This window comes from Streptomyces sp. A012304, from assembly GCF_026008495.1.
In the GTDB taxonomy this organism is placed as follows: domain Bacteria; phylum Actinomycetota; class Actinomycetes; order Streptomycetales; family Streptomycetaceae; genus Streptomyces.
In genome coordinates, this window is record NZ_BQUN01000039.1 from 137,351 (window position 1) to 163,876 (window position 26,526).

28 protein-coding genes, 1 pseudogene and 1 riboswitch are annotated in these 26,526 nt (G+C 72.9%); of the genes and pseudogenes, 15 read left to right on the top strand and 14 right to left on the bottom strand.

Translation table 11 applies throughout. The features are described 5' to 3' along the window. The 3 genes and pseudogenes from ALMP_RS09810 to ALMP_RS09820 all read right to left on the bottom strand — a co-directional run. Positions 1 to 737: pseudogene (locus ALMP_RS09810) on the bottom strand (cation acetate symporter); the annotation flags it as partial. Then, positions 734 to 1,126 carry a hypothetical protein gene (locus tag ALMP_RS09815; protein ID WP_375803463.1) on the bottom strand — a complete coding sequence of 131 codons (393 nt, stop codon included), beginning with the start codon at positions 1,124 to 1,126 and terminating at the stop codon, positions 734 to 736. The pseudogene ALMP_RS09810 and the gene ALMP_RS09815, both read right to left, overlap by 4 nt. Next, complete coding sequence (locus ALMP_RS09820; protein WP_264925902.1) at positions 1,123 to 1,872, bottom strand: LytTR family DNA-binding domain-containing protein; 750 nt, start codon at positions 1,870 to 1,872, stop codon at positions 1,123 to 1,125. Before ALMP_RS09820 ends, ALMP_RS09815 begins: the two co-directional genes overlap by 4 nt. A 78-nt stretch (positions 1,873 to 1,950) precedes the next feature. On the opposite strand from ALMP_RS09820, the gene ALMP_RS09825 reads away from it, so the two are divergent. The 6 genes from ALMP_RS09825 to ALMP_RS09850 all read left to right on the top strand — a co-directional run bounded on the left by ALMP_RS09825 (position 1,951) and on the right by ALMP_RS09850 (position 9,532). Beyond that, positions 1,951 to 2,463 (top strand): Lrp/AsnC family transcriptional regulator, encoded by a 513-nt coding sequence (locus ALMP_RS09825; RefSeq protein ID WP_264925903.1) that lies wholly within the window; start codon positions 1,951 to 1,953, stop codon positions 2,461 to 2,463. A gap of 159 nt (positions 2,464 to 2,622) precedes the next feature. Continuing rightward, positions 2,623 to 3,417: a dimethylargininase gene (gene ddaH, locus ALMP_RS09830; protein ID WP_375803464.1), complete on the top strand. Its 795-nt coding sequence runs from the start codon at positions 2,623 to 2,625 to the stop codon at positions 3,415 to 3,417. Further along, a complete protein-coding gene (gene rocD, locus ALMP_RS09835; RefSeq protein WP_264925907.1) occupies positions 3,417 to 4,637 on the top strand; it encodes an ornithine--oxo-acid transaminase in 1,221 nt (406 codons plus the stop codon). Before ddaH ends, rocD begins: the two co-directional genes overlap by 1 nt. A 103-nt stretch (positions 4,638 to 4,740) precedes the next feature. After that, the gene (locus tag ALMP_RS09840) at positions 4,741 to 7,338 is read left to right on the top strand and encodes a SpoIIE family protein phosphatase (RefSeq protein WP_264925909.1); all 2,598 of its coding nucleotides are present in this window, start codon (positions 4,741 to 4,743) and stop codon (positions 7,336 to 7,338) included. Between the two features lie 76 nt (positions 7,339 to 7,414). Then, a complete protein-coding gene (locus ALMP_RS09845; protein ID WP_264925911.1) occupies positions 7,415 to 8,656 on the top strand; it encodes a PP2C family protein-serine/threonine phosphatase in 1,242 nt (413 codons plus the stop codon). Positions 8,657 to 8,803: 147 nt separating this feature from the next. Further along, entirely contained in the window at positions 8,804 to 9,532 is a 729-nt protein-coding gene (locus ALMP_RS09850; protein ID WP_264925913.1) for a 1-acyl-sn-glycerol-3-phosphate acyltransferase, read from the top strand. A gap of 67 nt (positions 9,533 to 9,599) precedes the next feature. Here ALMP_RS09850 and ALMP_RS09855 read toward each other — a convergent pair whose 3' ends face one another. The 8 genes from ALMP_RS09855 to ALMP_RS09890 form a co-directional block, all read right to left on the bottom strand. Further along, positions 9,600 to 11,198, bottom strand: a complete 1,599-nt coding sequence (locus ALMP_RS09855; RefSeq protein WP_264925914.1) for an alpha/beta hydrolase — start codon at positions 11,196 to 11,198, stop codon at positions 9,600 to 9,602. Positions 11,199 to 11,326: 128 nt separating this feature from the next. Continuing rightward, positions 11,327 to 12,079, bottom strand: coding sequence for an urease accessory protein UreD (locus tag ALMP_RS09860; RefSeq protein ID WP_264925915.1), 753 nt, complete (start codon positions 12,077 to 12,079; stop codon positions 11,327 to 11,329). Between the two features lies 1 nt (position 12,080). Beyond that, positions 12,081 to 12,758, bottom strand: a complete 678-nt coding sequence (gene ureG, locus ALMP_RS09865) for an urease accessory protein UreG (RefSeq protein ID WP_264925916.1) — start codon at positions 12,756 to 12,758, stop codon at positions 12,081 to 12,083. A gap of 98 nt (positions 12,759 to 12,856) precedes the next feature. Then, entirely contained in the window at positions 12,857 to 13,531 is a 675-nt protein-coding gene (locus tag ALMP_RS09870) for an urease accessory protein UreF (RefSeq protein ID WP_264925917.1), read from the bottom strand. Continuing rightward, positions 13,531 to 15,252 (bottom strand): urease subunit alpha, encoded by a 1,722-nt coding sequence (locus ALMP_RS09875; protein WP_264925918.1) that lies wholly within the window; start codon positions 15,250 to 15,252, stop codon positions 13,531 to 13,533. The genes ALMP_RS09870 and ALMP_RS09875 overlap by 1 nt, the downstream gene beginning before the upstream one ends. Continuing rightward, positions 15,245 to 15,556: an urease subunit beta gene (locus ALMP_RS09880; RefSeq protein WP_264925919.1), complete on the bottom strand. Its 312-nt coding sequence runs from the start codon at positions 15,554 to 15,556 to the stop codon at positions 15,245 to 15,247. The genes ALMP_RS09875 and ALMP_RS09880 overlap by 8 nt, the downstream gene beginning before the upstream one ends. 11 nt (positions 15,557 to 15,567) lie before the next feature. Further along, entirely contained in the window at positions 15,568 to 15,870 is a 303-nt protein-coding gene (locus tag ALMP_RS09885; RefSeq protein ID WP_264925921.1) for an urease subunit gamma, read from the bottom strand. A 127-nt stretch (positions 15,871 to 15,997) separates the two neighbouring features. Further along, positions 15,998 to 16,630: a TetR/AcrR family transcriptional regulator gene (locus tag ALMP_RS09890; protein WP_264925923.1), complete on the bottom strand. Its 633-nt coding sequence runs from the start codon at positions 16,628 to 16,630 to the stop codon at positions 15,998 to 16,000. Positions 16,631 to 16,759: 129 nt separating this feature from the next. Between ALMP_RS09890 and ALMP_RS09895 the strand changes: the two genes are divergently transcribed. Further along, complete coding sequence (locus ALMP_RS09895; RefSeq protein WP_264925925.1) at positions 16,760 to 17,776, top strand: ABC transporter permease; 1,017 nt, start codon at positions 16,760 to 16,762, stop codon at positions 17,774 to 17,776. Positions 17,777 to 17,800: 24 nt separating this feature from the next. On the opposite strand, the gene ALMP_RS09900 is transcribed toward ALMP_RS09895, so the two are convergent. Next, positions 17,801 to 18,085 carry a type II toxin-antitoxin system Phd/YefM family antitoxin gene (locus ALMP_RS09900; protein ID WP_264925927.1) on the bottom strand — a complete coding sequence of 95 codons (285 nt, stop codon included), beginning with the start codon at positions 18,083 to 18,085 and terminating at the stop codon, positions 17,801 to 17,803. Positions 18,086 to 18,150: 65 nt separating this feature from the next. Between ALMP_RS09900 and ALMP_RS09905 the strand changes: the two genes are divergently transcribed. The 3 genes from ALMP_RS09905 to ALMP_RS09915 all read left to right on the top strand — a co-directional run bounded on the left by ALMP_RS09905 (position 18,151) and on the right by ALMP_RS09915 (position 20,147). Beyond that, the gene (locus ALMP_RS09905; RefSeq protein ID WP_264925929.1) at positions 18,151 to 18,792 is read left to right on the top strand and encodes an ATP-dependent Clp protease proteolytic subunit; all 642 of its coding nucleotides are present in this window, start codon (positions 18,151 to 18,153) and stop codon (positions 18,790 to 18,792) included. Between the two features lie 7 nt (positions 18,793 to 18,799). Further along, the gene (locus tag ALMP_RS09910) at positions 18,800 to 19,108 is read left to right on the top strand and encodes a hypothetical protein (RefSeq protein WP_264925931.1); all 309 of its coding nucleotides are present in this window, start codon (positions 18,800 to 18,802) and stop codon (positions 19,106 to 19,108) included. Between the two features lie 418 nt (positions 19,109 to 19,526). Next, positions 19,527 to 19,670: riboswitch (cyclic di-AMP (ydaO/yuaA leader) on the top strand. Positions 19,671 to 19,673: 3 nt separating this feature from the next. Next, the gene (locus ALMP_RS09915; protein ID WP_264925934.1) at positions 19,674 to 20,147 is read left to right on the top strand and encodes a C40 family peptidase; all 474 of its coding nucleotides are present in this window, start codon (positions 19,674 to 19,676) and stop codon (positions 20,145 to 20,147) included. A gap of 108 nt (positions 20,148 to 20,255) precedes the next feature. On the opposite strand, the gene ALMP_RS09920 is transcribed toward ALMP_RS09915, so the two are convergent. Continuing rightward, positions 20,256 to 20,714, bottom strand: a complete 459-nt coding sequence (locus tag ALMP_RS09920; RefSeq protein ID WP_264925936.1) for an ATP-binding protein — start codon at positions 20,712 to 20,714, stop codon at positions 20,256 to 20,258. Positions 20,715 to 20,927: 213 nt separating this feature from the next. On the opposite strand from ALMP_RS09920, the gene ALMP_RS09925 reads away from it, so the two are divergent. Together ALMP_RS09925 and ALMP_RS09930 are read left to right on the top strand one after the other, a co-directional pair. Beyond that, positions 20,928 to 21,791, top strand: coding sequence for a helix-turn-helix transcriptional regulator (locus tag ALMP_RS09925; RefSeq protein WP_264925938.1), 864 nt, complete (start codon positions 20,928 to 20,930; stop codon positions 21,789 to 21,791). A 9-nt stretch (positions 21,792 to 21,800) separates the two neighbouring features. Next, positions 21,801 to 22,043 (top strand): DUF397 domain-containing protein, encoded by a 243-nt coding sequence (locus tag ALMP_RS09930; protein WP_264925940.1) that lies wholly within the window; start codon positions 21,801 to 21,803, stop codon positions 22,041 to 22,043. Here the strand turns inward: ALMP_RS09930 and ALMP_RS09935 are convergent. Continuing rightward, positions 22,024 to 23,151 (bottom strand): 8-amino-7-oxononanoate synthase, encoded by a 1,128-nt coding sequence (locus ALMP_RS09935; RefSeq protein WP_264925942.1) that lies wholly within the window; start codon positions 23,149 to 23,151, stop codon positions 22,024 to 22,026. The genes ALMP_RS09930 and ALMP_RS09935 overlap by 20 nt on opposite strands. A 148-nt stretch (positions 23,152 to 23,299) precedes the next feature. On the opposite strand from ALMP_RS09935, the gene bioB reads away from it, so the two are divergent. Genes bioB through bioD form a run of 3 tightly spaced genes read left to right on the top strand, consistent with a single transcriptional unit; the run spans position 23,300 to position 26,467 of the window. Then, positions 23,300 to 24,463: a biotin synthase BioB gene (gene bioB, locus ALMP_RS09940; RefSeq protein WP_264925945.1), complete on the top strand. Its 1,164-nt coding sequence runs from the start codon at positions 23,300 to 23,302 to the stop codon at positions 24,461 to 24,463. Beyond that, positions 24,456 to 25,736 (top strand): adenosylmethionine--8-amino-7-oxononanoate transaminase, encoded by a 1,281-nt coding sequence (locus ALMP_RS09945; RefSeq protein ID WP_264925947.1) that lies wholly within the window; start codon positions 24,456 to 24,458, stop codon positions 25,734 to 25,736. The genes bioB and ALMP_RS09945 overlap by 8 nt, the downstream gene beginning before the upstream one ends. 2 nt (positions 25,737 to 25,738) lie before the next feature. Further along, a complete protein-coding gene (bioD, locus tag ALMP_RS09950; protein ID WP_264925963.1) occupies positions 25,739 to 26,467 on the top strand; it encodes a dethiobiotin synthase in 729 nt (242 codons plus the stop codon). Positions 26,468 to 26,526 lie beyond the last annotated feature (59 nt).

Genomic DNA, 26,526 nt, shown 5'->3' on the forward strand with positions numbered 1-26,526 from the left:
TCGACGGTGCCGCTGACCGTCACGGTCAGGGGTGTCTCCAGCTTCAGGTCGAGGGTGGCGTCCACGCGCACGGAACGCTGCTCGCGGAAGGCGGGCGGTTCCTCGAAGGCGTGCCGGGGGGCTCCGTCGCCCTGCCAGGCGAGGACCAGGAAGAGGGCGGGGACGAGGAGGGCGGTGAGCTTCAGCCAGTACTGGAAGGCCTGCACGAAGGTGATGCTGCGCATGCCGCCCGCGGCGACGGTCACGGTGACGACGACGGCGACGATCATCCCGCCGAGGGTGTCGGGCGCCCCGGTGAGGACGGTGAGCGTCAGCCCCGCGCCCTGGAGCTGCGGCAGCAGATAGAGCCAGCCGACGCCGACGACGAAGGCGCCCGCGAGCCGTCGTACCGCCTGGGAGGCGAGGCGGGCCTCGGCGAAGTCGGGGAGGGTGTAGGCGCCGGAGCGGCGCAGCGGGGCGGCGACGAAAAGGAGCAGCACCAGGTAGCCGGCGGTGTAGCCGACCGGGTACCAGAGCATGTCCGGGCCCTGCACCAGGACCAGGCCCGCGATGCCGAGGAAGGACGCCGCGGAGAGGTACTCGCCGCTGATGGCGGCCGCGTTGAGGCGGGGGCCGACGGTCCGGGAGGCGACGTAGAAGTCCGAGGTGGTGCGGGAGATGCGCAGGCCGAAGGCGCCGACGAGGACGGTGGCGACGACGACCAGGGCGACGGCGGGGACGGCGAAGGTGGAGTTCATCGGTCCTCGACCAGCCGCACCAGGTCGCGTTCGTTGCGTTCGGCGCGGCGCACGTACCAGCGGGCGAGCAGGACCAGCGGGACGTAGAGGCCGAAGCCGAGGACCGCCCATTCCAGGCGGCGGGCGTCGGGCATGGCCGCGAACAGCAGGGGCAGGGGGCCGATGAGGAGGGCCAGGACGGCGAAGACGGTGAGCGCGGCGCGCAGCTGGGTGCGCATGAGGGAGCGGACGTAGGTGTGGCCGAGGGTGGTCTGCTCATCGATCTCGACGCGGGGGCGGTGGTAGCCGGAGGCGTGCGGGTACCGTCCGCGTGAGCGGAGCCGGGCGCGACGGGGCGGGCCGGTGACGGTGACACGGCGCTCGGCGGGGTCCTGGTGCGGCACCGTCACGGCCTCCTCATCAGCAGGTCCCGCAGCTCACGGGCGTGGCGCCGGCTCACCTGGAGTTCCTCGCCGCCGACCAGGACGCTCACCGTGCCGGCGTCCAGGCGGAGCTCGCCGATGTGGCGCAGGGCGACGAGGTGGCGGCGGTGGATGCGGACGAAGCCGCGGGCGCGCCAGCGTTCCTCCAGGGTGGACAGCGGTATCCGTACGAGGTGGCTGCCGCGGTCGGTGTGCAGGCGGGCGTAGTCGCCCTGGGCCTCGACGTGGGTGATGTCGTCGACGGCGACGAACCGGGTCACTCCGCCGAGCTCGACGGGTATGTGGTCGGGGTCGGGTTCGTGCACGGGGATGCGCGGAGCGGTGCCGCGCAGCTCGGCGGCGCGGCGCACGGCCTCGGCGAGGCGTTCCTTGCGGACGGGTTTGAGGACGTAGTCGACGGCCTTGAGGTCGAAGGCCTGGACGGCGAAGTCCTCATGGGCGGTGACGAACACGACCAGCGGCGGGCGGGCGAAGCCGGGGAGCAGCCGGGCCAGGTCCAGGCCGTCCAGGCCGGGCATCTGGATGTCGAGGAAGACGACGTCGATGGCCTCGGGGCCGTCGGGGCCGGACTCCAGGGCGCGGTTGATCCGGCGCAGCGCCTCGGTCGCGTCACCGGCTCCCTCCACGGTCCCGATCCGGGGGTCCGCGGTGAGCAGGTACAGCAGCTCCTCCAGCGAGGGGCGTTCGTCGTCGACGGCGAGGGCGCGCAGCATGAACGTGGAGTGTAGGGGCGAATCGCACGGCGGGACACGTGCCGGGGGGTGGACGTATCCGCTGGATACAGTGCCGCCATGCACAGCACGCCGCCGCCGTTCGACGAACTCGACCGGAAGATCCTCACCGCGCTGATGGCGAACGCCAGGACGAGCTTCGCCGAGATCGGCTCGGCGATCGGGCTGTCGGCGACGGCGGTGAAGCGGCGGGTGGACCGGCTGCGGGACAGCGGGGTGATCACCGGGTTCACGGCCACGGTGAAGCCGTCGGCGCTGGGCTGGCGGACCGAGGCGTACGTGGAGGTGTACTGCGAGGGGGCGGCGCCGCCGCGGCGGCTCGCGGAGGTGGTGCGCAACCATCCGGAGATCACGGCGGCGATGACGGTGACAGGCGGGGCGGACGCGTTGCTGCACGTACGGGCGCGGGACGTGCAGCACTTCGAGGAGGTGCTGGAGCGGATCCGCGTCGAGCCGTTCATCCGGAAGACGATCAGCGTGATGGTGCTGTCGCACCTGTTGCCGGAGAGCCCGGAGGCGGGCGCCACCCATGCGGCCCCCGAGGAACCGAGCGACGCAGCAGACGTGCGCTGAGCCGGTTCATCACGCAGCGATGCTGCGCGGACACGCAGCGATGGTTCCTTGTCGGGCGTCCCTGTCGCTTTCTACCGTGGTGTCAACCCCCGGTCGACATCTCAGGAGAAGTCGGCCTCGCAGGAAAAGCGGAGGAACCCCTCTGTGTCCGTCCCTCGTGTGGCGCGCCCTCGGCGCTTCCTGGTGTGTGAACCCAGACATTTCGCCGTGCGGTACGCGATCAATCCCTGGATGCGTCCCGACACCCCCGTCGACGTCGACCTGGCGCAGGAGCAGTGGCGCGCGCTGATCAGCGCCTACCGCGCCCACGGTCACACCGTGGACACCGTGGAGCCCGCTCCCGGCCTGCCCGACATGGTCTTCGCGGCGAACTCCGCGGTCGTCGTGGACGGCCGCGTCTTCGGCTCCCTCTTCCGCGCGCCCGAACGGCGCCCGGAGTCCACGCACTACGACACATGGTTCAAGACGGCCGGATATGACGTGTACCGGCCGGAGTCCGTCTGCGAGGGCGAGGGCGACCTGGTGTGGACCGGCCGGTTCATGCTGGCCGGCACCGGGTTCCGGACGACCCCGGAGGCGCACCGGGAGGCGCAGGAGTACTTCGGCCATCCGGTGATCAGCCTGACCCTGGTGGATCCGCACTTCTACCACCTGGACACGGCGCTGTTCGTCCTGGACCACGACAACATCGCGTACTACCCGCAGGCCTTCTCGCCGGGCAGCCGTGAGGTGCTCGCCCGGCTGTACCCGCAGGCGGTGCTCGCCACCCGCGACGACGCGCTGACGTTCGGCCTGAACTCCGTCTCCGACGGCCGTCATGTCTTCATCGCCCCCAGGGCCGAGGCCCTCGCCGCGCGTCTCGCCGAGCGCGGCTATGTCCCCGTCCCCGTCGACCTCTCGGAGTTCCAGAAGGCCGGCGGCGGCATCAAGTGCTGCACCCAGGAGATCCGCTGATGACAGCTCCCGCCCGCACGCGTACCTCCGCCGACCTGATCCGGGCCGAGGAGCCCGTCCTCGCGCACAACTACCACCCGCTGCCCGTGGTCGTAGCGCGCGCCGAGGGCGCCTGGGTGGAGGACGTCGAGGGCCGCCGCTACCTCGACATGCTGGCCGGCTACTCGGCCCTGAACTTCGGTCACCGCCACCCGGCGCTGATCGAGGCGGCGCACCGCCAGCTCGACCGGCTGACCCTCACCTCCCGCGCCTTCCACAACGACCGCCTCGCCGAGTTCGCCGAGCGGCTCGCGGGGCTGACCGGGCTGGACATGGTGCTGCCGATGAACACGGGCGCGGAGGCGGTGGAGAGCGGCATCAAGGTGGCCCGCAAGTGGGCGTACGACGTGAAGGGCGTCCCGGCGGACCGGGCGACGATCGTGGTCGCGGCGGACAACTTCCACGGCCGTACCACGACGATCGTGAGCTTCTCGACGGACGAGACGGCACGGCAGGGCTTCGGCCCCTTCACGCCCGGCTTCCGGATCGTGCCGTACAACGACCTGGCCGCGCTGGAGGCGGCGGTCGACGAGACGACGGCGGCGGTGCTGATCGAGCCGATCCAGGGCGAGGCCGGGGTGCTCATCCCCGACGACGGCTATCTGGCGGGTGTCCGGGAGCTGACCGCCCGCCGGGGATGCCTGTTCGTCGCGGACGAGATCCAGTCGGGCCTCGGACGAACGGGCCGCACGCTCGCCGTGGAGCACGAAGGGGTGCTGCCCGATGTGCTGCTGCTGGGCAAGGCGCTGGGCGGCGGGATCGTGCCGGTGTCGGCGGTGGTGGCCCGGCGCGAGGTGCTGGGCGTGCTGCACCCCGGCGAGCACGGCTCCACCTTCGGCGGCAACCCGCTCGCGGCGGCGGTCGGCACGGCCGTGGTGGACCTGCTGGAGACGGGTGAGTTCCAGCGCCGGGCCGCCGAGCTGGGCACCGTCCTGCGGGACGGGCTGACCGGCCTGGTCGGCAAGGGCGTCGTCGGCTTCCGCGCCCGCGGTCTGTGGGCGGGCGTCGACGTGGACCCGTCCCTCGGCACGGGCCGCGAGGTCAGCGAACGCCTGATGGGCGAGGGCGTCCTGGTCAAGGACACCCATGGCTCGACGATCCGGCTGGCCCCGCCGCTGACGATCACGCGGGAGGAACTGGAGTCGGCGCTGGGGGCGGTGGAGCGCGTACTGGGGGCGTGAGCCCCGGTGTTCGGTCCCGGTGTGGCCCCCTTGTCGCGGTACGGGCAGGGTGAAGATGGACGGAAGAGGTGGTAGACCACTCTCAGCGACAGAGAGGTCGACCGTGGGCACACAGGACCAGGACGACGGCGCCCGTCGGCGGTTCGACGTGGCGGACGCCGCGCCGCTGCTGCTCGACGCGCGGGGCGTGGTCACGAGCTGGACCCGCGACGCCGAGCGGCTGCTCGGGTACGGGGCCGCGGAGGCCGTCGGGAGGGACCTGGCCGGGCTGCTGACCCACGGGGACGCGGTGCGGCTGCCGGACGTGCTGGGCCGGTGCCGTCGGGAGGGCGGATGGTCGGGCCTGCTGTCGGCCGTGCGCGGGGACGGGCACCCGGTCCCGGTGATGGCGCGGATCACCTCGGCCGACGAGTCCGGCGGCCCGGCCCGCTGGCTGGTGGTGCTGCTGAACGCGATGGGCGATGCCCCCGGCTGGAGCATGAGCCGCTCGACGCTCGAGCAGATGGTGGGCGACTCACCGATCGGCATAGCGGTCGTGGACACCGAGCTGCGTTTCGTGTGGTCGAACGACGCGCTCGCCCGGTTCGGCGGCGGGCCGCCCGAGAGCCGGCTGGGCCTGCGCCTGGCGGACGTCCAGCCGGGCCTGGACGCCGAGGCGATCGAAGCCGTGATGCGGCAGGTCCTGGAGAGCGGTGAGACGGTCGTCGGCTACGAGCACGTCGGACGGGTCCGGGCGGCGCCGCACCGGGAGACGGCGCACATGCTGTCGTTCACCCGGCTCGACGACGACCACGGTCATCCGATGGGCGTCTACTACACGGTCGTCGACATCACCGACCGCCACCGGGCCCGTCAGCGCCTCGGCCTGCTGGACCGGGCCGGCCGGCGCATCGGCCGCAGCCTGGACATCGCACGCACCGCGCAGGAACTCGCCGACGTGGCGGTGCCGGAGTTCGCGGACGCCGTCGCCGTGGACCTGCTGGCGGCGGTGCTGCGGGGCGCGGAGCCCGCGGCGGGGCAGGTGGAGGCACCGGACGGGACGGTGACCCTGCGCCGGGCCGGTCAGCGGTCGTCGACCGAGGGGGCCGATGCGGCCGAGGGGGCCGGGGCGGTCGATGCCGCCGATGCCGCCGAAAGGGCCAGGGCGGTCGAGGGGACCGGGTCGGCCGACGGCACCGGATCGACCGACGGCGCCGGTTCGGCCGACGGCACCGGTGCGGCCGACGGCACCGGTGCGGCCCACGGTGCCGGTGCCGTGGTCGTCTACCGGGCCGACTCGCCGCCGGTCCGCTGTCTGGCCAGCGGGCGTCCCTGGCGGACGGAGCGGCTCGGTCCGCCGGAGGAGGCCGGCTGGAGCCCGGTCCTGCCGGCCGTCGGCGCGCAGGGATCCGGGGCGCCGAGTGTGCTGGTCGTGCCGGTCCGGGCGCGGGGCACGACCCTGGGTGTCACCACGTTCCTGCGCCGCCGAGGGAAGGAGCCGTTCGACGCGGACGACGTCGCCCTGGCCGAGGACCTCGTCTCCCGGGCGGCCGTCTGCGTGGACAACGCCCGCCGCTACACCCGCGAGCGCGACGCGGCGCTGGTGCTCCAGCGCAATCTGCTCCCCCAGCGGCTGCCCGAGCAGGACGCGGTCGAGGTCGCCGCCTGCTACCGGCCGGCCGACGAACTGACGGGCCTGGGCGGCGACTGGTACGACCTGATCCCGCTGTCGGGGGCCCGGGTGGCCCTCGTCGTGGGCGAGGTGCCCGGGCACGGCATCGACGCCGCCGCGGCGATGGGGCGCGTGCGCACCGCCGTGCGCACCCTCGCCGCGCTGGACCTGCGGCCGGAGGAGGTCCTCGCCCATCTCGACGACCTGGTCGCCCGCCCGGCGCGCGAGGAGGGCTGCGAGCCGGGCCCCGGGATGGACGGCACCCAGGCCGTGGGATCGGGGTGCGTGTACGTGGTCTACGACCCGGTCGACGGGCGGTGCGCGATGGCCGTGGCCGGGCACCCGGCGCCGGCCGTCGTCCTGCCCGACGGATCCGTGACGTTCGTCGAACTGCCGCAGGGTCCGGCCCTGGGGGCGGGCGGGCCGCCGTTCGAGTCGGCGGAGCTGCTGCTGCCAGAAGGCAGCACCCTCGCGCTGCACACCGACGGACTGCTCGCCCGGGGCGAGCAGTGGGCGCTGGACACCGACCGCGACCGGCTGCGGCGGGCCCTCCAGGGGCAGGCGTCCTCGCTCGACCTGCGCTGCCGCACCGTCGTCGACGCTCTCGTCCCGGACCGGCCGCACGACGACGTGGCCCTGCTGATGGCCCGCACCCGCCGGCTGTCCGCGGACCGGGTCGCGCAGTGGGAGCTGCCCGCCGACCCGGCCGCGGTCGCCGAGGCCCGCAAGGCCGCGAGCCGTCGGCTGGCGGAGTGGGGCCTCGCGGAGCTGTCGTTCACCACCGAGCTGGTGGTCAGCGAGCTGGTCACCAACGCCATCCGGTACGCCGACGGCCCGATCCGGCTGCGGCTGATCCGCGAACGCACCCTGGTCTGCGAGGTCCACGACGGCGGCTCCACCGCGCCCCATCTGCGCCATCCGCGCACCACCGACGAGGGCGGGCGCGGGCTGCTGCTGGTCTCCCAGGTCACCCGGCGGTGGGGCACCCGGTTCGTCCCCGACGGGAAGATCATCTGGGCCGAGCAGTCGCTCACCGACCTCGGAGAGTGAACGGGGGCCGACGACCGGCTCCCCACCGCGCCCCTCATGAGAAAATGCGACAAACGCGGCAGATGGGGCGTGGTCCATGAACGATTCGGTGATCGACTACGCGGCGGTGTTCCAGGCCCTGCCGGGCATGGTGGCCCTGCTCACCCCCGACCTGCGCTTCGCCGACGCCAACGAGGAGTTCCTGCGGGTGGCCGGCCGCACGCGCGAGCAGGTCCTCGGCCGCAAGCTGTTCGAGGTCTTCCCCGACAACCCCCACGACCCGGGGGCCAGCGGTATGCGCAACCTGGAGGCGTCGTTGCAGCGGGTCCTGACCACCGGCGAGCGCGACACCATGGCCCTCCAGCGCTACGACGTCCAGTCGCCCGGGCAGCCCGACGAGTGGGAGGAGCGCTACTGGAGCCCGGTCAACGCTCCGGTGCGCGGCGCCGACGGCTCGGTGGTGCTGGTCGTCCACCGCATCGAGGAGGTCACCGAGCTGATCCGGGCCCGCGGCGGCCGCACCGGGGCCCGGGCCGGAAGCCGGACCCGGGTGCTGGAGGCCGAGCTGTACACGCGCGCCCGGGAGCTCCAGGAGCTCAACGAGCGGCTGCGCCTGGCCCACGCCCGCGAACGCGAGGTGGCCCTCGCCCTCCAGGAGGCGATGCTGCCCGCCCGGCGGCAGGTGCGCCACCACAGCGCGGCGGTGCGCTACCGGCCCGCGGTCGGCGCGCTGAACGTCTGCGGGGACTGGTACGACCTGGTCGACCTGGTCGGCGGAAACCGGATCGGGGTGTCGGTCGGCGACGTCGTCGGGCACGGTCTGGAGGCCGCCGGGGTGATGGGCCAGCTGCGCAGCGCGCTCAGCGCCGCCTCCCGGGTCGCGGAGGGGCCCGCCCAGGCGCTGGACGTGCTGGGCCGGTACGCGCACGTCGTGGACGGCGCGGAGTCGGCGACCGCGGTCACCACGTTCATCGACTTCGACGACCACACCATCACCTACAGCAGCGCCGGTCATCCCCCGCCGATGCTGCTGCACGCCGACGGGCACGTGGAGTGCCTGGACCAGGCCACCGATCCCCCGCTGGACGCCCGGCCCGACCCGGTACCCCGGCCGCAGGCGGGCACCACCTTCGACTCCGGCGCCACCCTCGCCCTGTACACCGACGGCCTGGTGGAACGGCGCCACGAGGACATCGACACCGGGCTGGTCCGGCTGGCCGACGCCCTCGCCCGGCACCGGGAGGCGGACCCCGAGACGCTCGCCGACGCCGTCCTGCTGGAGCTGCTGCCGCCCGGCGGCGCGACCGACGACACGGCGCTCGTCATCGTGCGGCTGTGAGGGAGACGGCGTGCGTACGGTGACGCAGCGTCAGCCTCCCGGGTTCCGGCCGCACCCGACCCCGCCTACACTGACAGCCCACACCATGTCGGTTGACCTGCTGGAACACCGCGGCGCCGTTGAATGGCCGGACCGAGGAGCGACCCCTTGTTCTACTACCTCCTGAAATACGTGGTGTTGGGCCCGCTGCTGAGGCTGGTGTTCCGGCCCCGAATAGAGGGGCTCGACCACGTGCCGGCGTCGGGAGCGGCGATCGTCGCGGGCAACCACCTGTCGTTCTCCGACCACTTCCTGATGCCCGCGATCCTCAAGCGGCGCATCACCTTCCTCGCCAAGGCCGAGTACTTCACGGGCCCCGGCATCAAGGGGCGGCTCACCGCCGCCTTCTTCCGCAGCGCGGGCCAGATCCCGGTCGACCGCTCCGGCAAGGAGGCCGGCCAGGCCGCGATCCGCGAGGGCCTCGGCGTCCTCTCCAAGGACGAACTGCTCGGCATCTACCCGGAGGGCACCCGCTCGCACGACGGCCGGCTCTACAAGGGCAAGGTCGGGGTCGCCGTGATGGCGCTGAAGGCCGGGGTGCCGGTGGTGCCGTGCGCGATGATCGGCACCTTCGAGGCGCAGCCGCCGGGGAAGGTCATCCCCCGCGTCCACCCGGTGACGATCCGTTTCGGGGAGCCGCTGGACTTCTCCCGCTACGCCGGCATGGAGAACGAGAAGGCGGTGTTGCGCGCGATCACCGACGAGATCATGTACGCGATCCTGACGCTGTCGGGTCAGGAGTACGTCGACCAGTACGCGGCCGTGGTCAAGGCGGAGGAGACCGCGGCGAAGGAGTCGGAGAAGGCGCGCAAGTTCCCGCGCATGCCGCTGAGTTGAAAAATCCCTGAGATGGCGGAGGGGCGGCCGGTGCGACCGGCCGCCCCTCACTCGTGCCGGTCGGCGGTCAGGGCTTGGGCGTGGCGTGCGGGGCGCAGGTCACGTCCTTGGTGTCCAGCTTGCCGGTGAGGAGGTAGGCGTCCACCCGGGTGTTGACACAGGAGTTGACCAGGCTGGTGACGCCGTGGGAGCCGGCGTTCTTCTCGGTGATCAGACGGGAGCCCGCGAAGCGCCGGTGCAGTTCGACGGCGCCCTGGTACGGGGTGGCGGCGTCCCGCTCGGACTGCACGATCAGCACCGGCGGCAGACCCTTGTGGGTCTTGACGTCGACGGGCGTCTGCTGCTTGACCGGCCAGGTGGCGCACGGCAGGTTCATCCAGGCGTTGGCCCAGGTCATGAACGGGTGGTTCTTGTGCAGCCGGGTGTTGTCGCGGTCCCACTTCTTCCAGTTGGTGGGCCACTTGGCGTCGGCGCACTCGACGGCCGTGTAGACGGCGTTGCCGTTCTCGGCGGTGGCGTTGCCGGCGGTGTCCGTGAGGTCGGGGGCGGCCGCGTCGATCAGAGCCTGGGTGTCACCGGCGACGTACTTGCTGAAGACGGTGGCGACGGACACCCACGCGGAGTCGTAGTACGGGGCGCTCTGGAAGAAGGAGATCAGCTCGGCCGGGCCGACGACCCCGCCGAGGGGGCTCTTCTTGGCGGTGGCGCGCAGCTGGAGCCACTTGGCCTGGACGGCGGCGCGGGTGGTGCCGAGGTGGAAGGTGGCGTCGTTGGCGGCGACCCAGTCCTGCCAGTCCCGCCAGCGGACCTCGAAGGCGACGTCCTGGTCCAGGTTGGCCTGGTACCAGATCTTCTCCCGCGAGGGGTTGACGACGCTGTCGGCGATCATGCGGCGCACGTGCCCCGGGTAGAGGGTGCCGTACACGGCGGCGATGTAGGTGCCGTAGGAGACGCCGAGGAAGTTCAGCTTCTTCTCGCCGAGGGCGGCGCGGATGACGTCCAGGTCGCGCACGGTGTTCGGCGTGGTCATGTGCGGCAGCATCTCGCCGCTGCGCTCCAGGCAGCCCTCGGCGTACTTGCGGGCGAGGGTGCGCTGGGCGAGCTTGTGCGCCTCGGAGTCCGGCACCGGGTCGGCCTTGGGCGCCTTGACGAACGCCTGCGGGTCGACGCACGAGATGGGCGCCGACTTGCCGACACCGCGCGGGTCGAAGCCCACGAAGTCGTAGGCCTTGGCGACGTTGGCCCACACGGGGGCCTTGGTGGTCACACGGCGCGGGAAGCGCAGTCCGGAGCCGCCGGGGCCGCCGGGGTTGTAGACGAGGGCGCCCTGGCGCTCCTGCCTGGTCCCGGTGTTGCCGATGCGGTCGACGGCGAGCTTGATCTGCTTGCCGTCGGGGTTCGCGTAGTCGAGCGGCACGGTGACCCAGCCGCACTGGATCGGCTTCTCCAGGCCCCAGTCCGCCGGACAGTCCTGCCAGTCGATGCCGGCCTCGGCGGCGCGCTCGGCGGCGATGGCGGCGCCCCGGGTCTCCCGGTCCTGCCCCGCACGGCTGCTGGTCGCGCTCGCCGTGGGCGCGGTGACCGCGCCGGCCATCAGGGTCGCGGCGACGAGCGCGCCGGCCGAACCGATCGCCGCCGTCCGCCTGTTCGGTCGTATGTCCCTCAAGTGGGGCCCTCCCCGTACTCAGTTATGACATGTACGGGGATCCTTGCGGCTGTGAGGTCCCTGAGAACAGGTGTCCCTGACCTTCTTTGCCAATCCGATAACCGGAGAGGAACGTCCCGCTCACCGGATCAGATCAGCGACACGAGAGCCTCGTCCAGCACCCGCCGCAGCCGCAGCCCGTCCGCCGCGACGGCGGTCACCAGGGCGGCGGGGCCGGCGAGCGGCACCAGCGTGGCCGTGTCGCCGAGGACCCGAGCGGTCACCGGCCGGGCGGCGAACTCGGGGCGTACGACGATCAGTTGGCCCACGGCGCGATGGCCGGCGAGGACGGCGGGGCCGTCCCAGCCGCCGGGGGCGCCAGGGCCGCAGGCGAGTTCCTGGTCGAGCACCGTACGGCCGTCGACGCGCACGACGAGGCGGCTGGTGAGCCGGCCGGGCTCCTCCCCCGCCCGTCCGAGCACCTGCTCCTCGCGCAGCACGAGCCGGGCGCCGGCGGCGAGGCTCACGCGGGTGGTGACGTGCAGGTCGCTGCCCTTCGCCGAGATCAACGGCTCGGGCAGCCAGTGCAGTTCACCGTCACCCGCGACGTCGACGCGTACGTCGTAGCGGGCCTCGTCCTTGGTCTGCCCGGGCAGGGCGATGGTGGCGGCGGCGGAGCCCACCCGCAGCCGGGCGCCGGGCTCGACGTCCGCCTCGACGGCGAAGCGGTCGCCGCCGAGCGGCCCGCTCATCGCGCCGACGAGCATGACGTGCGCCTCGGCGCCGCGGGCCCGGGTGCGCCGCAGCGCGAGCGGCCCGTCGCTCTCCAGGACGGGCAGCGCGGTCCCCCCGCGTCCGTCCGCGCGGGCCAGGATCCGCGCGGTGGCGTGCACACCGCCCATGTCACGCCGTCCAGGCGGCGAGCCGCGCCCGCACCCACGCGGCGACGTCCCGCACGCCGGTCTCGCCGCGCAACGACTGGAAGACGACCGGGAGTTCGGCGCGCTGCGCCTTGGCGTCGGCGGCCATCCGGGCGAGGTCGGAGCCGACGTACGGCGCGAGGTCGGTCTTGTTGACGACGAGCAGGTCGGCGGTGGTGACGCCGGGCCCGCCCTTGCGCGGGATGTCGTCCCCGCCGGCGACGTCGATGACGAAGATCTGCGCGTCCACCAGCCCCTTGGAGAAGGTGGCGGTGAGGTTGTCCCCGCCGGACTCGACGAGGATGAGATCGAGAGGCCCGACCTCGTCCTCCAGGTCCTCCACGGCCTCCAGGTTGGCGGAGATGTCGTCCCGGATCGCCGTGTGCGGACAGGCGCCCGTCTCGACCGCCGCGATCCGCTCGGGCGGCAGTACGGCCTCCCGCAGCAGGAACTCGGCGTCCTCGCGGGTGTAGATGTCGTTGGTGACGACGGCCAGCGACAACTCCTCGCGCAGGGCCCGGCACAGCGCGGCGACGGTGGCGGTCTTCCCGGACCCGACGGGCCCGCCGAGCCCGATCCTCAGGGCGCGGCGGGAGCCGTCGGGGCGGTGGGCGTCGGCGCCGACGGCCGGCGTGGTGGGGTGGGAGTGGTCGAGGTGCATGTACGGCTCCTTGCTGGCGGGGCTGGATGGATTCGGTCCGTCCGACGGGGGACGCGGCCCGTTCGGGCCGAAGCGGTGGGCCTGGGGCGGCTTGGGAGCTACGAGGCGAACAGCCGCATGGCCCACCCCGCGTGCACCTCCCCCCCGATCTCCAGCAGCGGCGCGGAGGCGGACGGCAGCGCGTCGACACCGGCGGCCGGCACCTCCCGCCCCGCCGCCACCGCGCGATCGACCACCCGGTCCATCTCCGGCGCCAGCCGCGCCAGCACACCCGTCGCCTCGAACGGGTCCAGGCTCAGCAACCGCACCACCGCCGTCGCCGGTCCGCTGACACTCTCGTACGCCGCGCAGTAGGCCGCGTCCTCGGGCCCGAGCCCGGCCGCCCGGGCCGCGAGCCCCAGCACCACCGGCTGGTGCGCCCCCTTGGGGAACCCCCGTGCCACGGCGTCGAGTTCACCGCTCGGCCAGGTGGCCCGGGCCGCCCGTGTCAACTGCCGTCCGAGTCTGCGCGCGGCCGCCCGCAGGGCCGGGGACGGCGTGCGGGCGTCCGCCGCCGCGTCGAGCTCCGCGGGATCGGCCCCGGCCGCGGCGGCCGCGGCCAGCGCCGCCGCCACCAGGCCCGCCGTGTGCAGCCGGCCCCGGCAGAAGTCCGCAAGGCTCGCCGCTTCGGTGATCCGCCCGGCCTTGACGGCCTGCTCCGCGCCGCCGGAGTGCGCGTGCCCTCCGGCTGGGAAGCGGCCGTCGGCCAGGACGAGTAGCGCTGCCCGGGACATCAGAACAGGAAGTAACGCTGAGCCATGGGCAGTTCAGCGGCGGGAGTGGCCTCCACCAGCTCCCCGTCGATGTGCACGGCGAAGCTGTCGGGGTCGACCTGGACGCGTGGCCGGGCGTCGTTCTCCCGCATGTCCGCCTTGGTCACGCCCCGCGTGGAGTCGATGGCGACGAAGCGCTTGCCCAGTTGCAGCCGCTCCGGCAGTCCGTCCTCGAGGGCGAGCGGCGCCACGAAGTTGACGGAGTTCGAGGCGGGCGCCCGCCCGATCGCCCCGTACATCGGCCGCGGCAGGATCGGCTGCGGCGTCGGGATGGAGGCGTTGGCGTCGCCCATCTGCGCGTACGCGATCTGCCCGCCCTTGAGGACGAGGTGCGGCTTGACGCCGAAGAACGCCGGCTCCCACAGCACCAGGTCGGCGAGCTTGCCGCTCTCGACGGACCCGATCTCCCGCGCGAGGCCCTGCGCCAGGGCCGGGTTGATCGTGTACTTGGCGACATAGCGCCGTACCCGGTGGTTGTCCGCGCGTCCGTCACCGGGCAGCGCGCCCCGGCGCCGCTTCATCACGTGCGCGGTCTGCCAGGTGCGCAGGATCACCTCACCGATCCGGCCCATGGCCTGCGCGTCGGAGGAGATGATCGAGATGGCGCCCAGGTCGTGCAGGATGTCCTCGGCCCCGATCGTCGAGGGCCGGATCCGGGACTCCGCGAAGGCGAGGTCCTCCGGCACCGCCGGGTTGAGGTGGTGACACACCATCAGCATGTCGAGGTGTTCCTCGGCGGTGTTCACCGTGAAGGGCCGCGTCGGGTTCGTCGAGCTGGGCAGGACGTGCGGTTCGGAGACGACGGTCATGATGTCCGGCGCGTGTCCGCCGCCCGCGCCCTCGGTGTGGTAGGCGTGGATGCCGCGCCCGGCGATCGCGGCGAGCGTGTCCCCGACGAAACCGGCCTCGTTGAGGGTGTCCGTGTGGATGGCGACCTGGATGCCGGTCCGGTCGGCGACGGTCAGCGAGGCGTCGATGACGGCCGGGGTCGACCCCCAGTCCTCGTGCAGCTTCAGCCCCACCGCGCCGCCCCGGATCTGCGACAGCATCGCCTCGTGCGAGACGGTGTTGCCCTTGCCGAGGAAGCCGATGTTGAGCGGGTAGTGCTCCATCGCCTCCAGCATGCGCGCCAGATGCCACGGGCCGGGCGTCACCGTCGTCGCCTTCGAGCCCTCGGCCGGTCCGGTGCCGCCGCCGACGAGCGTGGTCACGCCCGACGACAGCGCCTCGTCGGCGATCTGCGGGCAGATGAAGTGGACGTGCGCGTCGACCGCGCCGGCCGTCAGGATCCGCCCGTTGCCGGCGATGACCTCGGTCTCCGGCCCGATGACCAGCTCCGGGTGCACGCCGTCCATGGTGTCGGGGTTGCCCGCCTTGCCGATGCCGGTGATCCGCCCGTCGCGGATGCCGACGTCGGCCTTGACGATCCCCCAGTGGTCGACGATCACCGCGCCGGTGATGATCGTGTCCGGGGTGCCCTCCGCGCGCGTGGCGCGTGCCTGGCCCATGGACTCGCGGATGACCTTGCCGCCACCGAAGACGGCCTCGTCACCGGCGAGCCCGGGCCCGCCGGAGCGGTCCTCCTCGATCTCGATCAGCAGATCGGTGTCGGCGAGCCGGATGCGGTCGCCGGTGGTCGGGCCGAACAGGTCGGCGTACGCGGCACGCGAGATCTCAGGCATCGAGGGCACCTCCGGTCTCCCCGCGCAGCCCGGGCACCACACGGGCGCCGGCGAGGGGGACGAGTTCGACGTCGACGGGGATCCCGGGCTCGAAGCGCACGGCGGTACCGGCGGCGACGTTCAGCCGCTTGCCGCGCGCCGCGGCGCGGTCGAACTCCAGACCGGGGTTGGCCTCGGCGAAGTGGTAGTGGGAGCCGACCTGGACGGGCCGGTCGGCGGCGTTGAGGACGGTGAGCCGGGTGACCTCGCGGCCCTCGTTGTAGACGATCGGGTCCGAGGCGAAGAGGATCTCTCCGGGAATCATCGAGGCCCCTCTCAGACGATCGGGTCGTGGACGGTGACGAGCTTGGTGCCGTCCGGGAAGGTCGCCTCGACCTGGACGTCATGGATCATCTCGGGCACGCCGTCCATCACGTCGTCCCGGGTGAGCAGCTTGCGCCCGGAGGCCATCAGCTCGGCCACGGTACGGCCGTCCCGCGCGCCCTCCAGGATGTGCGAGGTGATGAGCGCGACGGCCTCGGGGTGGTTGAGCCTGAGCCCGCGGGCCCGGCGCTTCTCGGCGACGTCGGCCGCCACGTGGATCAGCAGCCTCTCCTGCTCGTGCGGGGTCAGTTGCACGTCCCACCTCACATCCTCGCTCCGGACCGTGCGGGGTCCGGTTGCCGCGGCCACGGGGCAAAGTCCCTGGTGGCATGGAGGGGCAGGCTAGTTGTGATGCGTTTCCAGCACGTTAACCATGCTGTGATCAGCCGGCGTCCGGCTCGTCGTCCGACATGCTCATCAACGCGCGCAGGCCGTCCCGCAGGACGTCCACCGGCGCGGGTCCGAACAGGGACTGCTGGGCGATGAAGCCGAGCACCGCGGCGATCATCGTACGGGCCACGTGGTCCGGCTCGACGTCGGCGCGCATCCGGCCGGCTTCCTGATAGGACTTCACCAGGCGGCCCCAGGCGGCGCGCACCGTGCGGTAGCCCTCGCTCAGGACGGCCGCCAGTTCCTCGTTGCGCGGGATCTCCGACCACACCTGGACGACCAGGCGCGGGAAGGCGGGCATACCGTCGACCGTGAGGGACTCCCTCGCGGACAGGACGCGGCCGAGGACGGAGGCCACCAGCTGGTCCGGCGAGGCGGGCCGGCTCTGTCCGGCCGCCGTCTCGAAGGCGGAGCGCACCTCGCCCAGCACCTCGGAGACGATCGCGGCGATCAGCTCCTCCTTGCCGCTGAAGTAGCGGTAGACCGCCCCGGCGGAGAGGTCGGCCTCCTTCAGCACGTCCTGCATCGAGGTGGCGTGGAAGCCGTTGCGGGCGAAGCAGAGCGCGGCGGCGTCGAGGATCTGCCGTCGGCGGGCGTCGAGGTGGGCCTGGGATACGCGTGCCATGCCCCCAAACGTAAAACGAACGTTCCTTCTTGACAAGCGGACCGAACGCGGCGCACGGTGAGGGCACAAAAAAACGAACGATCCTTCTTTTTAGTGATCGACTCTCTTCCAGTGACCCCGGGAGACCCCATGTCCACCCCTTCAGCCGCCCCGACCCGGGCGCGCGCCGTGCGCGCGACCGCGGCCGTCGTCCTGCTCGTGCCGCTGCTCGCGGCGCTCGCCCTGTGGGCCTTCGCCTGGCCCGCCGCGCGTACCGCGCCCCGCGACCTGCCCTTGGGCGTGGCCGGCCCGGCCGCCGCGACCGCCCAGGTGGAGCAGCGGCTGGCCCGCCAGGACGGCGCCTTCGAGATCCACCGCTACGCAGACGAGGCCGCCGCCCGCGCCGCCATCGAGGACCGGACGGTGTACGGCGCCGTGGTCGTGACGCCGCGGGGACCGCAGCTGCTGACCGCCTCGGCCGCGAGCCCGGTCGTGGCGCAGGCGTTGCAGCAGGCGGTGGCGCGGCAGGCCGCCGCCGAGGGGACCGAGGTGAGGACGGTGGACGTCGTCCCGGCCCCGAAGGGCGATCCGCGGGGCGCGGCGCTGACCGCGAGTGTGCTGCCGCTGGCGCTGGCCGGGATCGCGGCGGGTGCGGCCGTGACGCTGCTGGGGCTGCGCGGGGTGCGTGCCGCCGGGGCGCTGGTCGGCGCCGCGGCCGTGGTGGGCATGGTCGCCGCGGCGCTCGCGCACAGCTGGCTCGGAGCGCTCACCGGCGACTGGTGGGCGGAGGCGGCGACGCTCGGACTGTCGGCGCTGGCGGTGAGCGCGGCGGTGGCCGGGGCGGCCGCGCTGCTCGGCACGCCGGGCATCGGCCTGACGGCCTTCGTGGTGATGTTCCTCGGCAACCCGTTCTCCGGGGCGGCCTCGGCCCCACAGCTGCTGCCCGAGCCGGCCGGGGCGATCGGCCAGTGGCTGCCGCCCGGCGCCGGCGCGACCCTGCTGCGTTCGGTGGCGTTCTTCGACGGGGCCGCGGCGACCGGCCCGCTGCTCACCCTCGTGTGGTGGGCGGCGCTGGGCCTCGGCGCGGTCCTGCTGGGCGACGCGCTCAGGGAACGCGGCAGGATCCGTCGGCCGGCCGCGCGGCGCGAGCCCGCGCTCGCCGACTGACGCCCCCGGGGACCGGCCCCTCGCTCAGGATGGGTTCGGTCCCCGGTGTTCCGCCGTGATGCCGAACCGGTGCTGCTCGCGCGGGGTGGTGGCACCCCCGGCCTCCCGGACGGCCGCGACCGAGCGGATCACGGGCTCCTCGGCCGGCGCGTCGAGCGCGTCGAGCCGTTCCAGGTCGGCGGCGGAGACCAGGGCGACGAGGGGCTTGCCGTGCCGTGTCACGACGACGCGCTCACCGCCGTACACCACGCGGTTGATCAGGTCGGCGAGCTCAGCCCTGGCTTGCGTCACCGGAATCTCGTAGGCCATGACCCCATTCTAACGTCACGTACATCCTGTACATTTTTTACAGACGCCGAAGGAGGGGGTTCCCGATGACCCGACCGTCCGCCCACGCCCGCCACGTCCTGCCCGAGTTCACCGAACGCACCGCCTCGGGGCAGCGGACGCTGGATCCGTACTCCAAGCTCCTGGAGGAGCGGATCGTCTTCCTCGGGACGCCCATCGACGACACCGCGGCCAACGACGTGATGGCCCAGGTGATGTACCTGGAGCACCGGGACCCCGACCGGGACATCGCGCTGTACGTCAACTCCCCGGGTGGCTCGTTCAGCGCGATGTCGGCCGTCTACGACACGCTGCGGTACGTCACCTGCGACGTGGAGACGATCTGCCTGGGCCGGGCCGGCTCGCCCGCCGCCGTCCTGCTCGCGGCGGGCACCCCGGGCAAGCGGTACATGCTGCCGGGCGCCCGTGTGGTGCTCCGTCAGCCGGCGCTGCCGGAGCCGGTACGCGGTCAGACCAGCGACCTCGTGGTCCAGGCCGAGGAGCTGGCCCGCACCCGCACCCGCCTGGAGGAGATGCTCGTACGGCACACCGGGCGCCCCCTGGAGCAGGTGCACGCCGACCTGGAGCGGGACCTGTTCCTCGACGCGCGGCAGGCCGTGGAGTACGGGCTGGTCGACCGGGTGATCCCGAGCCGCAGGGTCCCCGGTGGCCTGTCGGGCGCGAGGTGAGCCGCCGATGCTGCCTCCCGAGCTGCCGCCGCTGCCCGCGCTCACCCGAGCCGAGGCGGAGTTGATCGACCGTTACCTGGACGTGGTCGACCTGCTGGGCCGGATCAACCCGGCCCACCACGGAGACACCTATCGCGGACTGCGCGCCGCCCAGGCGCTGGTCGGCAAGGCGACCGCGCTGCGCGACGCGCTGACCGTGATGCATCAGCGGGGGGAGAGCGAACTCCACGCGCCGACACTCGCGCGGGCGCTGCGCGTCCTGGACGGAGAGCGCCGCACGGCGCGCGTCACGGTGCCGCCGCTCCCCGACAGTTGACGAAGCGCACATCCGGTCCGGGCGGTCGGCGCCTCGGGGCGCGAAGTCCGGACCGGGGTTCAAACGGACCGAACGACGGACCTCCCTTCGGCGTATCCTCGGCTGCTCTTTCCGGCCCTCCCGAGTTGCGCGAGCACCCCGGCCGGAGGGCGGAATCAAGGCTTCCACCGCTGGTCGGAGGCCTTATGCGTCCTTGACAACTGATCGAGCATCAGGGTGTCCACCCGAACGGGTGAGTGGTGAGTAACCCCACAAATCCCCGATTCCATTGGGATTTTCGGACATCCGTGAGCCAAGATCCCTGTCTGACGACAAGCCCCCGCCACAAGCGGCGGGGCGGTCCGGGCGGACGCCGAGTCCTGCCGCCGCCCGGATGACCGGTCGACAGAAGTGCATCGGCAGGAGTGGAGGACCCAGGCAAGACGGGTCGCCGGAACGTCGGCTCCGCAACGGAGGCGCCGGGCCGAGCAGCCCTTGGGGTGAAGCCGCGGCAACGCGGCCGGGCAACTTCGCCAGCCCGAATCCGACAGGTCATCCTTCACAGGCGGCTGACGAAGGGTTGCGCATGACTGCGCTGAATCGCGTTCCGTCGCTCATGGCCCGGGCCGGCACGGCCTCGGCGTTCGCCATCGCCGCCGTGGGCGCCTCGGTGGTGGTGCCGGGTGTCGCCTCCGACGCCGCCGCCGTCACGCCGGCGACGAAGGCACTCCAGGTCGCCGCGGCCAAGAAGGGCTCGCCCTACAAGTACGGCGCCACCGGACCCAACCGGTTCGACTGCTCCGGGCTCACGCTGTACGCGTACAAGAAGGCCGGCAAGACGCTGCCGCGCACGGCGGCCCAGCAGTACAACAAGACCCGCCACATCTCGGCGGGCAACCGCAAGGCCGGGGACCTGGTGTTCTTCCACTCGGGGTCGAACGTCTACCACGTGGGGATCTACGCCGGTAAGGGCAAGATCTGGCACTCGCCGAAGACCGGGGACGTGGTGCGGCTGCAGAAGATCTGGACCAAGAGCGTCTGGTACGGACGGGTCAAGTGACCTTCCGGGGCGGTGGCGGCGTCGTTGACGCGCCGCCACCGCCCCGGGCTCGTCCTCGGCCGTGCGTGGAGCGCCTCCACGCGCGGCCGCTGCCGTCCGGGGCCGACCTCACGGCTCCTGCTGGCCCGCGGTCGGCACCGGCTCCGCAGGGACCGCCCACGGCAGCTCGATGAGGACCGTCTTGCCGCCCTCCCGGGTGGGCCGTACGCGGAGCTTCCCGCCGCACTCCGCGGTGAGCCAGCGGATGATCACCAGTCCCCGGCCGTTGTCCTGCTGGACGGCGGCCGGCAGGCGTTTGGGGAAGCGCGGGTGGCTGTCGGTGACCCCGATGCGCAACCGTTCGTCGCGGTCGAGCACCAGGTCCACCGTGAAGGTGGGTGACTGCCCGAAGGTGTGCTGTACGGCGTTGGTGGCGAGTTCGGAGACGATCAGCCGGATGGTGTCGGCCACCTCCGTACCGGCCGGCAGACCCCATTCCCCGAGGGTGCTGAGCACATAGGCGCGGGCCGTGGACACCGAGGCGGGGTCGCTCGGCAGAGTGACGGATGCTTCCAGATGGTCTGCCATGGCGACCTCGTCCCTTTCCCACGGGACCGCGGTCCGACACGGAGCGGAAGGTTCGAGTACGGTCCCGGACTGGTGCTTCGTCGCCAGACTGCCATCACGGCGCCCGTCACGGGTGGCGATCCACCAGGATGTGCATATATCTGTCGCCCGATGCGGTGAACTCTGCTACGGCAGACCGTACTCACAGGGCCCGTAAGGAGTAAGGAGACGCGCATGCAGCACGGTCCCGCGGTACGCCGCCGGAAACTGGGCGCCGAGCTGCGGGCGCTGCGTGCCCGCGCGGGGCTCACCAGCGGCGAGGCGGCCCGGCTCGTGGGCTGGCACCAGTCGAAGGTGAGCCGCATCGAGACCGGCACGAGCGGTACGAAACCGGCCGATGTGCGGTTACTCCTCGACGCCTACGGCGTGCGGGATCCACAACTGCGTGATCTCATGCTGGCATTGGCGGGCTCCGACGGTGACGGCGGTGGACGTGACCACTGGTGGCACGCCTACCGCGGGGTGCTGCCGCCCGCCTACCGGGACTTCATCAGCCTGGAATCGCAGGCCGGCGCGATGCGCACGCTGGAGACGACCGTGGTGCCGGGGCTGCTCCAGACGCCCGAGTACGCCCGCGCGGTGACCCGGGCCACCGTGGAGGGCGTCGACGAGGACCGCCTGGACGCGGCGGTGGCGGTACGGCTGGCCCGGCAGGAGGTGCTGCGCGCCGATCCCCCGCTGCGGCTGTGCGCCGTGCTGGACGAGGCGGTGCTGCGACGGGAGGTCGGCGGCCCCGAGGTCATGGCCCGCCAGCGGGAACGGCTCGTGGAGGCGGCGAGGCTGCCGCAAGTCACGCTCCAGGTGCTGCCCTTCACGGCCGGTGCGCATGTCGGCGTCACCGGACCTTTCGTTATTTTCTCATTTTCGAGCACTTCTGATCTGGATGTGGTTGTTCTCGACCACTTGACGAGTAGCCTCTATCTCGATCGGAAAGAAGACCTCCGGGCCTACACCGAGGCCTTCAACGCCCTTCGGGCGCTCGCCCTTTCGCCCGAGGATTCACTCGAATACATCACCGCGACAGGTGACGGCATGTAGGGAGGCACCATGACCGCACTGCCTCGCAACGTTCCCTCCAGCACCGAGCTGCACGACCCCCGCGATCCGCACGCCCTGCGGTGGCTGCGCAGCAGCTACAGCACCGGCCTCAACAACTGCGTCGAGACGGCCCGCCCGGCCACCGGCCCCTGGGCCGGACTGCTCGCCGTACGCGACTCGAAGAACCCGGCCGGCCCCGCCCTGCTCTTCTCCCCCGAGAGCTGGTCGGGCTTCACGGCCGCGTTGCGCTGATCACTCCCACCGCACGATCGATCTCCGCCTCGGAGAGGTCCGCGCGGGCGGTCAGCCGCAGCCGTGACACGCCGTCGGGCACGGAAGGAGGACGGAAGCAGCCCACGGCCAGGCCTGCCGCCCGGCAGTCCGCCGCCCATCGGACGGCCCCCTCCGGGGACGGTGCCCGCACGGAGACGACCGCGGCGTCCGGACGTACCGCTTCCAGGCCCGCGGCCGTCAGACGCGCGTGCAGTTCGCCCGCCACCGCACGCGCGCGTGCCGCGCGCTCCGGCTCCCGGCGCAGCAGGCCGAGGGCCGCCAGGGCCGCACCCGCCGCCGCCGGGGCGAGACCGGTGTCGAAGATGAACGTCCGGGCCGCGTTGACCAGATGGTCGACGACCCGCGCCGGTCCGAGCACCGCGCCGCCCTGACTGCCGAGCGACTTCGACAGCGTGACCGTGACCACGACGTCGTCGGCGCCCGCGAGACCCGCCGCGTGCGGGGCGCCGCGCCCGCCGTCGCCGAGGACGCCGAGCCCGTGGGCGTCGTCGACGACCAGCCCGGCGCCGTGCTCGCGGCACGCCGCGGCGAGGGCGGTCAGCGGGGCCGCGTCGCCGTCGACGGAGAAGACCGTGTCGGAGACCGTGACGGCCGGGCCGTCGTGGGTGCCGAGCGCCTTGCGCACGGCGTCGGGGTCGGCGTGGGCGACGACCTGGGTGGTTCCGCGGGCCAGCCGGCAGCCGTCGATGAGCGAGGCGTGGTTGCCGGCGTCGGAGACGATCAGGGAGCCGTGCGGGGCCAGCGCGGTGACCGCGGCGAGGTTGGCCGCGTATCCGGAGGAGAAGACGAGCGCCGCCTCGACGCCGCAGAAGTCGGCCAGCTCCCGCTCCAGCTCGGTGTGCAGCTCGGTGGTGCCGGTGACCAGCCGGGAGCCGGTGGCGCCGCCGCCCCAGGTCCGGGCGGCCCGGGCCGCGCCCTCGGTGACCTCCGGGTGGCGGGCCAGGCCGAGGTAGTCGTTGCTCGCGAGGTCGAGGAGCGGTGAGTCGGCCGGGCGGGGGCGCAGGGTCCGTACCAGTCCGGCGCGGCGGCGCGAGGCCGCCTGCTCGTCGATCCAGCCGAACGCCATGGGTCCTCCGGTGCTTTTGTAGGTAGCGGACAGACCCTAGCGGGACGACCCGCCACCCAGGGTGTGGCAATACCCACACCTCATCGGGGGTGTGTTGTGCGATCCCTACCTTGGCCAGGAGCGGTCCGGTAGGACAGGATCGGCTCTCATGGACCTGCTGAACACGCTGGTGGACAAGGGGCTTCGGCGCGAGCTGCCGACCCGCGAGGAAGCGCTGGCCGTGCTGGCCACCTCCGACGACGACCTGCTCGATGTGGTGGCCGCGGCCGGGAAGGTGCGCCGGCACTGGTTCGGGCGACGGGTGAAGCTCAACTACCTCGTCAACCTCAAGTCGGGCCTGTGCCCGGAGGACTGCTCCTACTGCTCCCAGCGGCTCGGTTCCACCGCCGGGATCCTGAAGTACACCTGGCTGAAGCCGGACGAGGCCTCGCAGGCGGCGGCCGCCGGGCTGGCCGGCGGTGCCAAGCGGGTCTGCCTGGTGGCGTCCGGTCGCGGTCCGACGGACCGGGACGTGGACCGGGTCTCGCAGACCATCAAGGCCATCAAGGAGCAGAACGAGGACGTCGAGGTGTGCGCCTGTCTCGGGCTGCTCTCCGACGGCCAGGCGGAGCGGCTGCGCGAGGCGGGCGCCGACGCCTACAACCACAACCTGAACACGTCGGAGTCGACGTACGGGGAGATCACGACCACGCACACGTACGCCGACCGGGTGGACACGGTGCGCAAGGCGCACGCGGCGGGCCTGTCGGCGTGCTCGGGCCTGATCGCGGGCATGGGCGAGAGCGACGAGGACCTGGTGGACGTGGTCTTCTCGCTGCGCGCGCTGGACCCGGACTCGGTGCCGGTCAACTTCCTCATCCCGTTCGAGGGCACCCCGCTGGCCAAGGAGTGGAACCTCACCCCGCAGCGGTGTCTGCGGATCCTGGCGATGGTGCGGTTCGTCTGCCCGGACGTCGAGGTGCGCATCGCGGGCGGCCGCGAGGTGCATCTGCGGACGATGCAGCCGCTCGCCCTGCACCTGGCCAACTCGATCTTCCTGGGCGACTACCTCACCAGTGAGGGCCAGGCGGGCAAGGCCGACCTGGAGATGATCGCGGACGCCGGGTTCGAGGTGGAGGGCGCCGACCAGGTGACGCTGCCGGAGCACCGGGTCTCCGACGGCTGCGGCGGCGGTGGGGGCTGCGGGTCCGCAGACAGCGGCGAGGGCGGCGGGGTGTGCGGCGCGGCGCCGGCGCCCACGGGCGAGCCCCGTACCGACCTGGTGGCCGTGCGCCGCCGGGGCGCCGGGACCGACCTCGCGCCCAATGCCTGAGCGGTCCGTGAGCGAGCTGCTGGACCTCGACCGGCGGCATGTGTGGCATCCGTACGGTCCGATGCCGGGCCGGGTCGAGCCGCTCGTCGTGGAGTCGGCGAGCGGGGTCCGGCTGCGGCTCGCCGACGGCTCGGGCGAGCTGGTGGACGGCATGTCGTCCTGGTGGTCGGCGATCCACGGCTACAACCACCCCGTGCTGAACCGGGCGGCGCACGAGCAGCTCTCACGGATGAGCCATGTGATGTTCGGCGGGCTCACCCACGAGCCCGCCGTACGGCTGGCGAAGCACCTCGTCGACATGGCGCCCGACGGCCTGGAGCACGTCTTCCTGGCCGACTCGGGGTCGGTGTCGGTGGAGGTCGCGGTCAAGATGTGCCTCCAGTACTGGCGTTCGCTCGGCCGCCCGGCCAAGCGGCGGCTGCTGACCTGGCGCGGCGGCTACCACGGCGACACCTGGCAGCCGATGTCGGTGTGCGACCCCGAGGGCGGGATGCACGAGCTGTGGAGCGGGGTCCTGCCCCGCCAGGTGTTCGTGGACGCGCCTCCGGTCGAGTACGAGGAGGCGTACGCCGATGGGCTGCGCGCGGCGATCGAGCGGCACGCGGACGAGCTGGCCGCGGTGATCGTGGAGCCGGTGGTTCAGGGTGCGGGTGGGATGCGGTTCCACTCCCCCGCGTATCTGCGGGTGCTGCGCGAGGCGTGCGACGCGCACGACGTGCTGCTCGTGTTCGACGAGATCGCGACCGGGTTCGGGCGTACGGGCGCGCTGTTCGCGGCGGAGCACGCCGCGGTGACGCCGGATGTGATGTGCGTGGGCAAGGCGTTGACCGGCGGATACCTGACGATGGCGGCCACGCTGTGCGGCAGGCGGGTGGCGGACGGCATCTCGCGCGGCGCGGTACCGGTGCTGGCGCACGGCCCGACCTTCATGGGCAATCCGCTGGCGGCGGCCGTCGCCTGCGCCTCGATCGAGCTGCTGCTCGGGCAGGACTGGCTCGCGGAGGTCAAGCGGATCGAGACGGGACTGCGGGAGGGGCTGGCGCCGGCGCGTGAGGTGCCGGGCGTGCGCGACGTCCGGGTCCTCGGCGCGATCGGTGTGGTCCAGCTGGACCACGCCGTCGACATGGCGGCGGCCACGCGGGCCGCCGTGCGCGAGGGGGTCTGGCTGCGGCCGTTCCGGGACCTGGTGTACACGATGCCGCCGTACGTCACGGACGACGCGGACGTGGCACGGATCGCGCGCGCGGTGTGCGCGGCGGCGCGGGAGGGATGAGCATGCCGATCCTGGTGATCACGGGGACGGGCACGGAGATCGGCAAGACCGTCACGACCGCGGCCGTCGCGGCGTCGGCGCTGGCGGCGGGCCGGACGGTGGCGGTGCTCAAGCCCGCGCAGACCGGTGTGGGTCCGGGGGAACGCGGTGACGCCGACGAGGTGGCGCGCCTCGCCGGTCCGGTCACGACGGCCGAACTCGCCCGCTATCCCGAGCCGTTGGCACCGGCGACGGCGGCCCGCAGGGCGGGCCGGGCAGCGGTGCGTCCGCGTGAGGTCGCCGAGGCGGCCGCCGAGCTGGCCGCCCGGCACGACCTGGTGCTGGTCGAGGGGGCGGGCGGACTGCTGGTCCGCTTCGACGAGGCGGGCGGGACCCTGGCCGACGCGGCCGAGCTGCTGCGGGCGCCGGTCCTGGTGGTGGCCTCCGCCGGCCTGGGCACGCTGAACACCACCGAGCTGACGGCCCGTGAACTGCGCTCGCGGGGCGTGGAGCTGCTGGGGGTGGTCATCGGCGGCTGGCCCGGCTCCCCGGACCTGGCGATGCGGTGCAACGTGACCGACCTGCCGGACGTCGCCGCGGCGCCCCTGCTGGGCGCGCTCCCCATGGGCGCGGGCGCGCTGGCCCCCGCCGACTTCCGTACGGCGGCACCGGGTTGGCTGGCGCCGCGGCTGGACGGGACGTGGGAGGCGGAGGCCTTTCGGCGCGCGGCGAACGGGGAGGGACGCCGCTAGTAGGACTCCGTTAGGTCTGTCTTGATCTTGGTGTGGTCCTGCTGGGCAGGGGTTGGTGG